The 12,720-nt window shown below is 47.4% G+C and carries 13 protein-coding genes; 10 read left to right on the forward strand and 3 right to left on the reverse strand.

Translation table 11 applies throughout. The annotated features are described in order from the left end of the window. Window positions 1-34: 34 nt before the first annotated feature. The 5 genes from MKX80_RS02705 (at window position 35) to MKX80_RS02725 (ending at window position 5,670) form a co-directional block, all read left to right on the forward strand. The gene (locus tag MKX80_RS02705; RefSeq protein WP_154995689.1) at window positions 35-475 is read left to right on the forward strand and encodes a PTS sugar transporter subunit IIA; all 441 of its coding nucleotides are present in this window, start codon (window positions 35-37) and stop codon (window positions 473-475) included. After that, window positions 472-1,611, forward strand: coding sequence for a mannitol-1-phosphate 5-dehydrogenase (locus MKX80_RS02710; protein ID WP_268343167.1), 1,140 nt, complete (start codon window positions 472-474; stop codon window positions 1,609-1,611). The genes MKX80_RS02705 and MKX80_RS02710 overlap by 4 nt, the downstream gene beginning before the upstream one ends. 478 nt (window positions 1,612-2,089) lie before the next feature. Beyond that, window positions 2,090-4,168, forward strand: a complete 2,079-nt coding sequence (locus MKX80_RS02715) for a BglG family transcription antiterminator (RefSeq protein WP_268299461.1) — start codon at window positions 2,090-2,092, stop codon at window positions 4,166-4,168. A 113-nt stretch (window positions 4,169-4,281) separates the two neighbouring features. Further along, window positions 4,282-5,151, forward strand: a complete 870-nt coding sequence (locus tag MKX80_RS02720) for an SDR family oxidoreductase (protein WP_154995695.1) — start codon at window positions 4,282-4,284, stop codon at window positions 5,149-5,151. 15 nt (window positions 5,152-5,166) lie between these two features. Continuing rightward, window positions 5,167-5,670, forward strand: a complete 504-nt coding sequence (locus MKX80_RS02725; protein WP_268324487.1) for a D-lyxose/D-mannose family sugar isomerase — start codon at window positions 5,167-5,169, stop codon at window positions 5,668-5,670. Window positions 5,671-5,686: 16 nt separating this feature from the next. On the opposite strand, the gene MKX80_RS02730 is transcribed toward MKX80_RS02725, so the two are convergent. After that, window positions 5,687-6,070 (reverse strand): DUF2283 domain-containing protein, encoded by a 384-nt coding sequence (locus MKX80_RS02730; RefSeq protein ID WP_268342631.1) that lies wholly within the window; start codon window positions 6,068-6,070, stop codon window positions 5,687-5,689. A gap of 84 nt (window positions 6,071-6,154) precedes the next feature. Between MKX80_RS02730 and MKX80_RS02735 the strand changes: the two genes are divergently transcribed. The 3 genes from MKX80_RS02735 (at window position 6,155) to MKX80_RS02745 (ending at window position 8,947) form a co-directional block, all read left to right on the forward strand. Beyond that, window positions 6,155-6,577 (forward strand): pyridoxamine 5'-phosphate oxidase family protein, encoded by a 423-nt coding sequence (locus MKX80_RS02735; protein ID WP_043926753.1) that lies wholly within the window; start codon window positions 6,155-6,157, stop codon window positions 6,575-6,577. A 454-nt stretch (window positions 6,578-7,031) separates the two neighbouring features. Beyond that, the gene (locus MKX80_RS02740; protein WP_154995703.1) at window positions 7,032-7,841 is read left to right on the forward strand and encodes a lipid II flippase Amj family protein; all 810 of its coding nucleotides are present in this window, start codon (window positions 7,032-7,034) and stop codon (window positions 7,839-7,841) included. A 164-nt stretch (window positions 7,842-8,005) separates the two neighbouring features. After that, on the forward strand, window positions 8,006-8,947 hold the full coding sequence (locus MKX80_RS02745) for an LCP family protein (RefSeq protein ID WP_154995704.1): 942 nt from the start codon (window positions 8,006-8,008) through the stop codon (window positions 8,945-8,947). 31 nt (window positions 8,948-8,978) lie between these two features. Here MKX80_RS02745 and MKX80_RS02750 read toward each other — a convergent pair whose 3' ends face one another. Together MKX80_RS02750 and MKX80_RS02755 are read right to left on the reverse strand one after the other, a co-directional pair. Next, entirely contained in the window at window positions 8,979-9,272 is a 294-nt protein-coding gene (locus MKX80_RS02750; RefSeq protein WP_003179046.1) for a DUF3817 domain-containing protein, read from the reverse strand. 83 nt (window positions 9,273-9,355) lie between these two features. Beyond that, entirely contained in the window at window positions 9,356-9,766 is a 411-nt protein-coding gene (locus MKX80_RS02755) for a carboxymuconolactone decarboxylase family protein (protein ID WP_020450223.1), read from the reverse strand. A gap of 117 nt (window positions 9,767-9,883) precedes the next feature. Between MKX80_RS02755 and MKX80_RS02760 the strand changes: the two genes are divergently transcribed. Together MKX80_RS02760 and MKX80_RS02765 are read left to right on the forward strand one after the other, a co-directional pair. Then, window positions 9,884-10,312 (forward strand): Lrp/AsnC family transcriptional regulator, encoded by a 429-nt coding sequence (locus MKX80_RS02760; RefSeq protein WP_076791758.1) that lies wholly within the window; start codon window positions 9,884-9,886, stop codon window positions 10,310-10,312. 70 nt (window positions 10,313-10,382) lie between these two features. Then, window positions 10,383-12,566, forward strand: coding sequence for a DNA topoisomerase III (locus tag MKX80_RS02765; RefSeq protein ID WP_182071072.1), 2,184 nt, complete (start codon window positions 10,383-10,385; stop codon window positions 12,564-12,566). Window positions 12,567-12,720: the final 154 nt, after the last annotated feature.

Here is a 12,720-nt window from a genome sequence, read left to right on the forward strand (position 1 = left end):
TCACACAACATGTATGAAAGAGAGTGATTTCCCAATGAAACCAGTACTTGCAAAAGAAAACATTCATCTCAATCAATCTGCCGCAACGCAGGAAGAAGCGATCAGGCTGGCCGGAAAGGCGCTGGTTGACGCCGGCTATGTGACCGCGGATTATATCGAGAAAATGTTGGAGAGGGAAGGCCTCACTTCCACTTACATGGGGAACGCAATCGCCATTCCGCATGGTACGGAAGACAGCAAGCAGGATGTTCTTCATTCCGGAATATCCGTTATCCAGCTTCCGGAAGGTGTCGAATACGGCGATGGCAATATGGCTAAAGTGATCTTTGGCATTGCCGGGAAAAATGATGAGCATTTGGAGATTTTGTCAAAGATTGCGATCGTCTGCTCAGAAGCGGACAATGTCGAACGGATCATCAATGCGAAAAATGAAGACGAGTTAATGGCGGTTTTTGAAGAAGGTGACCAGATATGATTGCACTGCATTTCGGTGCGGGGAACATCGGCCGCGGATTTATCGGAGCCTTGCTCTGCAAATCGGGATATGATGTCGTGTTCGCCGATGTAAACGATGCCGTGATCAATGAACTGAACGACAAGGGCCGCTATACCGTCGAATTGGCCGACGCCGGAAGAAAGCAGGAAACGATTGGCCCGGTGCGGGCGATTAACAGTGCCACTCAGCTTGACGAATTGTATGATTTGATAGCGAAAGCCGACCTTGTCACGACAGCGGTGGGTCCTACGGTGCTTAAATTGATCGCAGAGCCGATTGCAGAAGGTTTGAAGCGCCGGATGAAAATAAACACACAGCCTTTAAATATCATAGCTTGCGAGAATATGATCGGAGGCAGCGCTCATCTTCGCGAGGAAATTTTTTCCCGCTTAACTGTAACAGAGCGCGCTACAATCAGCGATTCAGTCGGCTTTCCGAACTCGGCAGTCGACAGAATCGTGCCGATCCAGCATCATGATGATCCGTTGAAAGTAACGGTTGAGCCTTTTTTCGAATGGGCAGTCGATCAAACGGAATTCGCCGGAAAAGTGCCGGATATTAAAGGTGTGACATACGTAGCGGATCTCGCGCCATTCATTGAAAGAAAGCTGTTTACGGTCAATACCGGACATGCCATGGCGGCTTATGCCGGCTATAAGAAAGGTTTGAAGACGATAAAAGACGCCATTCATCACCCGGAGGTCCGCCAAACGGTCGCAGGCGCGCTTGAAGAAACAGGCCGGTACCTTGTTGAAACATACGATTTTACACAGGAAGAACACCGTGCATATATGACAAAAATTATCGGCCGCTTTGAAAATGAATGCCTGTCAGACGATGTCACCCGTGTGGCCAGGTCGCCGCTTCGCAAGCTTGGCAGAGATGACCGTCTTGTCGGCCCGGCCCGGAAGCTTTGCGACCTCGGCTTTGACCCTGTCCGCCTTGCAGAAGGTATTGCCTTGGCGCTGCAGTTTGATTGTGCAGATGATCCGGAAGCCGTTCAGCTTCAGAGCATGATCTCTGAAAAAGGCTATGAAGGCGTGCTTCGGGACGTGTGCGGACTCGAAGAGGATCATTCTTTATTCAAACTGGTGATCAGCCATTTGAAAGCATAGCTTTAGATAGAATCGGGAGAAGTTCGGCAGCCGAGCGGGGGCTGCCGCAAACAGAATGTATGAACAGGGCGGCGCAGATGCAACCTAACCTAGAAACATCAGCTGTGAGCTGATGTTTCCAGCGTGTCGAGAAACCCTCGCATTCGTTGTCAGGCCTGCGCGTCGGTGCTCACGAATTCCAACATTCGCTCCGCTCCGATGCTCGGCCTTCCTAGACTGCAAGGGTTTTCAATCACGCTGAAAGGATGACAAAATCCCAAAACTAAAAGTCGTTTTGGGATTTTGTCAACAATCTAGAAACATCAGCTGTGAGCTGATGTTTCTTCACTTCTTGAAAAGTATTTGCACAGATTTTAATAAAAAATGAATTAGTTTGAATTGAAGATTTCTTAACAGCGTTTTATGATAGGGATACCGTTTCAACCGCTGGACCCCCTTTCATCCCCCGCAAAAACGACAACACCGGAGGCGGCGTTTTATGTATATGACAGCAAGGGAACAAAAATTGATGAAATATCTTTTGCATCAAAACCGTTATCTCAAGGTCAATGAAATTGCCGACTATATTGAAGTCAGCACAAGAACGGTCCACCGCGAGCTTAAAGCGGTTAAAGCCGTTCTGGATAAGTACAGTCTTCAGCTTGATAAGCAGCCGGGAAAAGGCTTGAAACTGGTTGGAGCCTACGGAGACAAACAGCGGCTTCTTGAAGATCTTTCCCGGGACAGCCATGTCGAATACAGTGCCGATGAACGAAAGCTGTTAATTTTATGTGCGATGCTTGAAGCGGGAGAGCCGATCAAGCTTTATACAATCGCCAATGACTTGCAGGTGACAACGGCTACGATCAGCAATGATCTTGACGAGCTGGAGAAGTGGATCGCTCCGTTCGGGCTTTCGCTGATCAGAAAAAGAGGCTATGGCATAGAACTGAGGGGGCCGGAGGACGCCAAGCGAAAAATCGTTGGAAACTTGATGGCCGACAAGCTCGATGTTCAGCAGTTTCTGGAAACAATCGAAATGAATATTAAAGGTAAGAACGAAGCGCCGGAGAAAATATTCGGTGTCGTTAGCAGGGGGAAATTGCTGAAAGCGGAAAAAGTGCTGTTTCAAATGAAAGAAAAGTATGGACTTTCCCTTTCTGACAGTGCATACATCGCTCTCGTCGTCCACTTGACGTTTGCGATTGAGCGGATACAGCTCGGTGAAATGATCAATATGAATGAAGAAGAATTGTCTGACCTGAAGCGTACGAAAGAGTTTGAACTGGCGCTTGCGCTTGCAAAGGCACTTGAAGATGCGTTTCACGTGAAGATCCCCGAAGCTGAGGCGGGGTATATTACGATGCATTTAAGAAGCGCCAACAAAAGCTTCAAAATCGAATATAGAGCGGAAGATATCGAGCTGGATACTGCGCTCAGAACGAAAAAGCTGATCGATTTCATCTCGCAAAAAACGGGCATGAATTTAACCGGCAATCATTCGCTTTATGAAGGCTTAATCGCCCACCTTGAACCGGCGATCATCCGGATCAAAGAAAAGATGTCGGTGCATAATCCGTTAACAGAACAGGTCAAAAAAGATTATTTCCTCTTATATATGGCCATAGAGGAAGGCGTCGAAATATTTTTTCCGGAAATCCGGTTTCCAGATGAAGAAATTGCTTTTATCGTCCTTCACTTTGGATCGGCGCTTGAAATGAGCAAACAAAAAGTAGACATTAGCGCTCTCGTGATTTGTTCGAGCGGAATCGGATCATCAAAGATGCTGGCCTCGCGGCTGAAAAAAGAGCTTCCTGAAATCGCTTCCTTTGAGATATCCTCGCTAATGGAGCTGAAGACGAAAAATACTGATGCCTACGACATCATCGTTTCAACCGTACCGATCCCGTATGAGAACATTGACTGCGTCACAGTCAGTCCGCTCCTTGATACGGAAGATGTGAAACAGATCAAACACCAGCTCACCCGAAAAATCCCGCTCATCCTTCGGAAAAAGCGGATGGCTCCCAAAAAACCGGAGCCGTTTCCAAATATGCTTCAGATTGCACGGAAAATCGGCTATTACGCGGCCGGCATTCAACATATACTGAGCCATTTTACGGTTGAAACGCTGGAAGCTGAATCAAGCCTGGAACATACGGTCAACCGCATTTGCAGTACCCTTAAAGATCAAGGCCTGGTTACGGATGCAGAGCAGCTGGCCGACGGGCTGATGAAAAGAGAAGCGCAGGGGGGCCTCGGAATTCCCGGAACGACCTTCGCACTGTTCCATTTAAAAAGCGAAGCGGCCGCGATTCCCCTCTTTAAAGCTTATGATCTGTCCAAACCGTTCGAGATCAAAGGGATGGACGGAAGCGCCATGAAGATGACACGGATGCTCATCATGCTGGCGCCGGCCGATCTGTCTCCGGAAGGTTCCGAAATTCTGAGCTTCATCAGCTCTTCGATGATTGAAAGTGATGAGAGTATAAAAGCGTACCAGACAGGAGACCGCGAGCAGCTGTACGGCAGGCTGAACGTGTTGTTTCACCGGTTTATACAGGATAAAGAGTGGTGAAAAGCCCCGGGTTAACCCGGGGCTTTCTTCATTTTTATCGCACACGGTCATGTTTAAACAAAAATTTCTCCGGTTAAAAGTTTAGTAACATCAGCTAAAGGGAGGAATCACAAATGGATTTGCGCAATCAGCAGACAAACGGACAGCCGGCGCAGACGCAAGACCGCCAGCCCGGCATCGAAAGCGTCATGAACCCACGTCCGATCTATGAGGATGAAAATTACAAAGGGACGGATAAATTGAAAGGAAAGGTCGCGCTGATCACAGGAGGCGACAGCGGAATCGGCAGGGCCGTTGCCGTTGCCTATGCTAAAGAAGGCGCGGACATCTCGATCGTCTACTTAAATGAGCACGAAGACGCTCAGGAGACGAAAGCGCGGGTTGAAAAAGAGGGCGTCAAATGCCTGCTGCTTCCCGGAGACGTCAGAGACGAAGCATTTTGCAATGACGCGGTTGAACAGACTGTGAAGGAGCTGGGCCGTCTTGATATTCTTGTCAATAATGCGGCCGAACAGCATCCTAAAGACAGCATTAAAGAGATTTCCAGTGAACAGCTCGAGAAAACATTTAAAACAAATTTCTTCTCTTATTTCTACTTTACAAAAAAAGCGATTGATTATTTGGAGCCGGGCAGCGCGATCATCAATACAACATCGATCAACCCTTACCGGGGCAATCCGCAGCTGATTGACTACACGGCAACAAAAGGTGCGATCAATGCATTTACACGGTCGATGTCACAGGCGCTCGTTAAAGACGGCATCCGTGTCAATGCCGTTGCACCGGGACCGATTTGGACGCCGCTGATCCCGTCCACATTTTCAGGGGAGGAAGTGGCGAAGTTCGGTACAAATACACCGATGGGCCGTCCAGGTCAGCCCGTGGACCATGTGGGCTGCTATGTGCTTTTAGCATCTGACGATTCTTCGTATATGACAGGGCAGACCCTCCACGTCAACGGCGGAGACTTTATCACGACATAAAAGGGGGAAGCTCGTGTGATGGTGACAAAGGAAGACGTAATCGAATACTACGAAAAAGCGGGCATCGCGTTGAGCGACGATGATAAAGAAAACATCCAAATCATGGACTACGGTTTAAATAAGCTGAATAAGCTGGGACTTCAGCTGTTCGTCTATATCAACACAGACCGCTACTGCGCCAAAGAGCTTGTATTATTCCCTGAACAAACATGCCCAGAACACCGGCATCCGCCTGTAGACGGGCAGAAAGGGAAGGAAGAGACTTTCAGGTGCAGATACGGAAAAGTGTATTTGTATGTAGAAGGAGAAAAAACGGAAGTCCCGGCTGTTATGCCGCCGCACGAGGATATCGAGCATTTCACCGTCTGGCACGAAATTCAGCTCACGCCCGGCGAACAGTACACAATTCCGCCGGACACGAAACATTGGTTCAAAGCGGGGAGTGAAGGTGCGGTAGTCACGGAGTTTTCTTCAACAAGCACCGATGATCACGATGTGTTCACAGATCCGAGAATTTAGCGAATGGGAGCCGATCTCATTCGCTTTTTTCCGCCTGATCCATCACATCAAAGCCGATGAAATGCCGTCCGTCATGATCGGCAAAGTAAAATTGAACACCGTTCACAAGAATCGTTTTAACCGCTTCCTGTGACGTCGGTCGAAACCGCTGAACGCGGGCGCCGTTTAGGAAAGCAGGTTCAAATTTGTGTTTTCTGCCGGTCAGCGTTCCAAGCCGCGCCATTTCCGGAGCCGCCTCCCCCGGAAATTCGACACCGATGATCCGCTGATGGCGGTCAAAGTCTGCAGCTAAAGCCGTGTTGCCGATCTCATCGGTTGCTGCGGCAGATCCGGCACGGCTTTCCGTCAAAGCAATATAGCCCATATCAGCCTCCACATCAAACGATATGAAAATATTCACGTCAAAAACCTCCATTCAATTGTTTAATATACAAGACATTGTGGAAAAGTAACAGTGGAGATGATACAAAGGAGGGAACTCAAAATGGATCAGCAGCAATTGAAGAACAAGGTGCTCGACATTCTCGATCATCATAAAATCGGTTCGCTTGCAACAGTCGAAAGCGGCAAGCCTCATTCCCGCTACATGACTTTTTTCCACGACGGGCTGACGCTTTATACTCCGACAAGCGATGAGACGCACAAGGCGGAAGAAATTGATAACAATCCGAACGTTCACGTGCTGTTGGGTTATAACGGCGAAGGATTAGGCGATGCATACCTTGAAATCACAGGTACGGCAAAGCTCAACCATTCAAAAGATTTAAAGGACAAAATCTGGGATGAAAGGCTTGAGCGCTGGTTTGACGGAAAGGACGATCCGAACTTGACCGTGCTTGAGATTGAGCCTTCGGAAATCAGACTGATGAATGAAGGTGAAAGCACCCCGGTCACGCTTGATCTGTAGCATGCTGTGCTCAGGAAGTTTGTCATGAAGGACAAACTGTAGTATAATAAAAAACAGGAACACACAAAAGAGCAAATAAATGGAAAGTAAACTTCTTTTTTCTTTCTGAGAAGATGCTAATTTCTTCCTCTGACCCGCCCCTAACAGGATAGAGGGAAAAAAGACTTTTTGTTTCACAATTCACACTGGCGCGGCTTCGGAGCCGCAAGGACGAATGAGAGGTAGGGCTTTCGTTGTCTTGTATCAGAAATTCCATGGTGTTTACTTTCGCTCGGAACGATAGATGCTGATCTTTTACGAAATTCAAATGACCGCCTTTGGCAGCGGATGATGATTTATTTGCTCGAATAAATATGATAATTGAGACCGCTTCGGCTTTTGCCGGAGCGGTTTTTGATTTACCGAAACGTTTCCGTTTTGAAAACAGTCTTACCTATAGACTGGAGGAAGGAAAATGGACTTTTTAACATCCAAGGTACTATTGATTTTTTGTTTTCTGTTGTTGATTCATTCCATTGAAACGCTCGCATACGCTACCCGGCTGTCAGGCGCGAGAGTCGGATTTATCGCATCGGCTCTGTCATTATTTAATGTGATGGTCATCGTCTCGAGAATGTCTAATATGGTTCAGCAGCCTGTGACGGGAAAGCTCGTCGATGTCGCAGGGGCTGACGCGCTTTCCCTCGTCGGCAGCCAATTTCGGTTTTTGATCTTTGGTTCAACCGTCGGCACAATTTTCGGAATGCTGCTTCTGCCGACATTCGTCGCCGTATTTTCGAGAGCGATTGTTCATTTAGCAGGGGAAAACGGCTCCGTTTTGCAAGTGTTTCGCAAGGCGTTTTCAAAAAATATCTTCAAGCATGCAAAGCATTATGCAAAAAGACCGAGCCTGGAATATGTGAAAGACTTTCGATTCCGCTATATACCGAAACGGCTGTTTGTCTTGAACATGGTCATCACGGCGATTTATACAATCGGCGTTCTTGCCGCTCTTTATGCGGGCGTCCTCGTGCCCGAAAGGCATACGACCGCGGTGATGGCCTCCGGTCTTGTCAACGGGGTTGCAACGATGCTGCTGGCGCTGTTTGTCGATCCGAAGGTATCGGTACTTGCAGATGATGTAGCAAAAGGGAAGCGGAGCTATACCTATTTGAAATGGGCTTCGATCACGATGGCAACATCGAGGGTGGCCGGGACGATTTTTGCCCAAGTTCTATTTATCCCCGCTTCTTACTATATCGCATGGATGACGAAGTGGATGTAGTCGATTTTTGACGAAAAGATCAAAATTCGATCATTTTTGTTACATTATGAAACAAATAAAAACAAAAGATTATCTTTTTCGACAGGATTAGACAGCCTGATCTTTCTTTTATTAATTGCCCGCTGTTTCATCCTGTGATAGTCTTATGTGTGGCGGTGATAAAAGTGGAGAGGGTTAGAGTAAGAGTAAGAAAACCGAAAAGAAAAAGGCGGAAAATTATAAAGCGCCTGTTTACATTAACTTTGCTGGTTATCATAGCAGCAGCGGGTTATACCTACTTTGAATACAAAAAAGGCTTATCTGAATCTGACGGAGATTTTAAAGAAGACGGCCAGTTTGAATTTAACGGGGAAGGCTCTGATCTTGATGAAGTGAACATCCTCGTACTGGGGATCGATTCAAGAGGGGAAGACCATTCAAGGTCTGACTCTATGATGGTCGTCCATTATAATAAAAAGCAGAAACAGCCTAAATTGATTTCGATTATGAGGGACAGCTATGTCGACATCCCGGGATATGACAAGCAAAAAGTCAATGCGGCTTATGCATACGGAGGCCCGGAACTCGTCAGAAAAACATTAAAAGATTCCTTTGATTTGGACATTAACTATTACGCCATCATCGATTTTAAAGGTTTTGCCAAAATCGTTGATGCGGTGGCGCCTGACGGCATCGAAGTCGACGTTCCGAAAAAAATGTCGTACGGAATCGGCATGACACTGCAGCCGGGAAAACAAGTTCTTCACGGTGATAGGCTGCTGGGCTATGTCCGGTTCAGGCATGACAGAGAAAGCGATTTTGGACGGGTCAGAAGGCAGCAGGAAGTCTTTTCAAAGCTTCAAAAAGAAGCGGTGAGCATCGGAAATATCGCTCAGCTTCCGAAGCTGTGGGGGCTCGTCGATCCGTATATTGAAACAAACATTCCGAACGGCGTCATATTCTCCCTCGGCAAAGACTTTTTGCTCGGAAGCGTAAAAGAAACGAAAAGCTTCAGGCTGCCGATTGACGGATCATTTACGAACAAAGACGATCCAACATACGGGGCAGTCCTCGATTTAGACCTTGAACAAAACAAGGAAGAGCTGAAACGCTTTTTAAATGAGTGATCAAAAAATCCGCCGGGTTTCCCGGCGGATTTTACTGATCATATTTTTTTAGTCCCCGGTCATAAAGGAAATTGCCGAACGGAACAAATGCGGCCACAAGACCGGCAGCCGGCCATTTCACAGACCACCTCAGCACAAAAGTTGCATACAACAGAACAAACAGATACAAAATAAACAATCCGCCGTGAACCGATCCGACAATCGTAACGGCCATCGGATAATCCGCCCAATATTTAAGCGGCATGGCGATAAACAGCAGGATTAAAAGCGACATGCCTTCAATAAAACCCATCAACCGAAGGCGGCCAATCGGCGTTTGCAGCATAGTATACCTCCTGTGGCGTGATAGTCTACCTTTATACTATAAACCAAAAGGGGACAAATATGACAGGTTTTTCTCCGTTTGATTTATGCGTCTGCCGGAAGCTTCATTAAAGCGCCGAAATATTGTTGGGCAGTCGTAAAACAAATAAATGCGGTCAATTCCGTTATTTCTTCTTCTGAAAACACTTCTTTTAAAACATCAAACTGTCTGTCTGACACGCGCTCTCTCTGCGCCAAAAAGACCTCTGCAAACCCCATCGCAAAGCTCGTTTTCTGCTGATTCGGAATCTCGGGCTTCCCCTTGGCCTTGCAATATTCACACCCGTTTCCCTGAGCCAGCACGCGGCGCACCTGCTCCTTCAGTTCCTTTGATAAAAAGCCGTCTCCTGACAGCTCTTCAGCTAAAGCCGTCCAGTTTGACATCAGGCTTTCAGAGTGTCCGAGCAGCCGCTGAAACGGCGTCTCTCCTCTGTCTGAAAAATTGATTCTTGTCATATGATGATCACCTCTTCATAATCATATATAAGCAGAAGTAAAATATGAATTTCGAACGAAAGAATTTTCGCAAAAAGATTGAAATAATGAAATAGAATGAAGGGAATTAAGTTACATATGAAAATTGATGATCTCGATTTTAAAATCATAGCCGAATTAAAGAAAGACAGCCGTTTATCGATGCGGGAGCTGGGCAGGAAGATCAGCCTTTCCGCGCCGTCTGTGACCGAAAGAGTGAGGCGGCTCGAATCGTTCGGCGTCATTAAAAAATATACGCTGGACATCGATTACCAAAAGGTCGGTCTTCCCGTTTCCTGCATTATTGAAGCAACGGTGAAAAACGGGGAATACGAAAGGTTTAAAGCGTATATCGAACGTCTCCCCAACATTGAATTCTGCTACCGGATCGCGGGAGCCGCCTGCTATATGCTGAAAATCAATGCAGAGAGCCTGGCAAAGATCGAAGCGTTTATCAATGAAACGTCTCCATATGCCAAAACCGTGACACACGTGATTTTTTCTGAAATTGAAATAAAGGAATCGTGAACATTAGAGATGCATCTGTATCATCTGTTATAATAAAAGGATGCATGAACAAGAAAGTGATGTGATGGACTTGTCTAAAACAGTCGTTTTAGCAGAAAAACCTTCAGTCGGCCGTGACTTGGCCCGCGTGCTGAAGTGTCATAAAAAAGGAAACGGATATCTTGAAGGCGACCGCTATATCGTGACATGGGCGCTCGGCCATCTGGTCACATTGGCGGACCCTGAAGGATACGGAAAGGAATACCAGTCTTGGCGGCTTGAAGACCTGCCGATCATCCCCGAGCCTTTAAAGCTCGTCGTCATCAAAAAGACCGGAAAACAGTTTCAAGCAGTTAAATCGCAGCTGATCAGAAAAGATGTCAAAGACATCGTCATTGCAACCGATGCCGGCCGGGAAGGCGAGCTTGTCGCCCGCTGGATCATCGAAAAAGCAAAGGTCACGAAGCCATTGAAGCGCCTGTGGATTTCATCGGTCACAGACAAAGCGATCAAAGACGGATTTAAAAACTTAAAGAACGGCAAAGACTATGAAAACCTTTACCATTCAGCCGTGGCCCGAGCTGAAGCCGATTGGATCGTCGGCATCAATGCGACGAGGGCGCTGACAACGAAATTCAACGCCCAGCTTTCCTGCGGACGCGTACAGACACCGACATTGGCGATGATCGCGAAAAGGGAGGAAGATATTAAGAACTTTAAACCCGTCCCTTTTTTCGGCTTGCGTGCGGCGGTTGACGGCATGACGCTGACATGGCAGGACAAGAAGACGAAGCAGACCCGCACATTCAATGCGTCTGTGACGTCACAGCTTGCAGGAGCGCTGCAAGGCAAACCGGCCGCCATCGTCGACTTGAAAAAAACAGCGAAAAAAAGCTTTGCTCCCGGACTTTATGATCTGACTGAGCTGCAGAGGGACGCCCATAAACGCTTCGGATTTTCCGCAAAAGAAACGCTGTCCGTTTTGCAGAAGCTCTATGAGCAGCACAAGCTTGTCACCTATCCGCGGACGGACTCAAGATTTCTTTCCAATGACATCGTCCCTACGCTGAAAGACCGTTTGGAAGGCATGCAGGTGAAGCCTTATGCCCAGCATGTGACCCGGATCTTGAAGCGGGGCGTTAAAGCCAATAAAAGCTTTGTCAACGATGCGAAAGTATCCGATCACCACGCGATCATTCCGACGGAAGAGCCGCTTGCGCTCGGCGCGTTAAGCGAAAAGGAAAGAAAGCTTTACGATTTGATCGCGAAGCGCTTCCTCGCCGTTTTAATGCCGCCGTTTGAATATGAAGAAACAAAAGTGTTTGCCGAAATCGGCGGAGAAACCTTTACGGCAAAAGGGAAAACGGTTCAGGCGCAAGGCTGGAAAGCGGTGTACGATTTCGCAGACGAAGATGATGACGAGGAAGAAAAGGATCAAACCCTTCCAAAACTCGCAAAAGGCGACACGCTTTCCGTCCGGTCTTTAACAGAGACGAAGGGTGAGACAAAACCGCCGGCGCGTTTTAATGAAGGAACATTGCTGTCTGCGATGGAGAATCCGGCTGCATTTATGCAGGGAGAAGAAAAAAACCTTGTGAAAACCCTCGGAGAGACGGGTGGACTCGGGACGGTCGCAACACGCGCCGACATTATCGAAAAGCTGTTCAACACGTTCCTGATCGAGAAAAAAGGAAAAGATATTTACATCACTTCAAAAGGAAAACAGCTCCTTGAACTTGTTCCGTCAGATTTGAAATCTCCGGCGCTCACCGCCGAATGGGAGCAGAAGCTGTCAGGCATTGCGAAAGGAAAACTGAAATCCTCCGCCTTCATTAAAGAAATGAAGGAGTACGCAAAGCAGACGATCAGAGAAATTAAAAGCAGCAATCAAACGTTTAAGCACGACAATATCACAGGGACGCATTGCCCTGACTGCGGAAAACTGATGCTGAAAGTAAACGGCAAACGCGGCACAATGCTCGTCTGCCAGGACAGGGAGTGCGGCCACCGCAAAACAGTCGCCAAACAGACGAACGCCCGCTGCCCGGTTTGCCATAAGCGCATGGAGCTGCGCGGCCACGGGGAAGGCCAGACCTTCGCCTGCGTCTGCGGCCACAGAGAAAAGCTATCCGTTTTCGAAAAGCGCAGAGCAAAAGACAAAAATTCAAAAGCATCAAAGCGCGATGTACACTCCTACTTGAAAAAGCAAAACAAGGATGAGCCGATCAACAACGCGCTCGCCGAACAGCTGAAGAAGCTGAAGCTTGATCAATAATCATCAGACAGCCTGCCAAACGGCAGGCTGTTTTAATGTGACCAAATATCTCCAAAACTAGCTGTTATGAAAAAGAACTTGTCAGTGAAAAAGTCGCGAATCTTCACGACTTTTTCATACTTCTATTTGCGCTAGAAAGCCATCCCCTGATCAA

It is taken from the genome of Bacillus sp. FSL K6-0972 (assembly GCF_037976035.1).
Taxonomy (GTDB): domain Bacteria; phylum Bacillota; class Bacilli; order Bacillales; family Bacillaceae; genus Bacillus; species Bacillus haynesii.

Excerpts from the sequence above, each read along its gene's own strand:
- MKX80_RS02705 (WP_154995689.1), top strand. The coding sequence starts at position 35 with ATGAAACCAGTACTTGCAAAAGAAAACATTCATCTCAATCAATCTGCC.
- MKX80_RS02710 (WP_268343167.1), top strand. The coding sequence starts at position 472 with ATGATTGCACTGCATTTCGGTGCGGGGAACATCGGCCGCGGATTTATC.
- MKX80_RS02715 (WP_268299461.1), top strand. The coding sequence starts at position 2,090 with ATGTATATGACAGCAAGGGAACAAAAATTGATGAAATATCTTTTGCAT.
- MKX80_RS02720 (WP_154995695.1), top strand. The coding sequence starts at position 4,282 with ATGGATTTGCGCAATCAGCAGACAAACGGACAGCCGGCGCAGACGCAA.
- MKX80_RS02735 (WP_043926753.1), top strand. The coding sequence starts at position 6,155 with ATGGATCAGCAGCAATTGAAGAACAAGGTGCTCGACATTCTCGATCAT.
- MKX80_RS02740 (WP_154995703.1), top strand. The coding sequence starts at position 7,032 with ATGGACTTTTTAACATCCAAGGTACTATTGATTTTTTGTTTTCTGTTG.
- MKX80_RS02750 (WP_003179046.1), bottom strand. The coding sequence starts at position 9,272 with ATGCTGCAAACGCCGATTGGCCGCCTTCGGTTGATGGGTTTTATTGAA.
- MKX80_RS02755 (WP_020450223.1), bottom strand. The coding sequence starts at position 9,766 with ATGACAAGAATCAATTTTTCAGACAGAGGAGAGACGCCGTTTCAGCGG.
- MKX80_RS02760 (WP_076791758.1), top strand. The coding sequence starts at position 9,884 with ATGAAAATTGATGATCTCGATTTTAAAATCATAGCCGAATTAAAGAAA.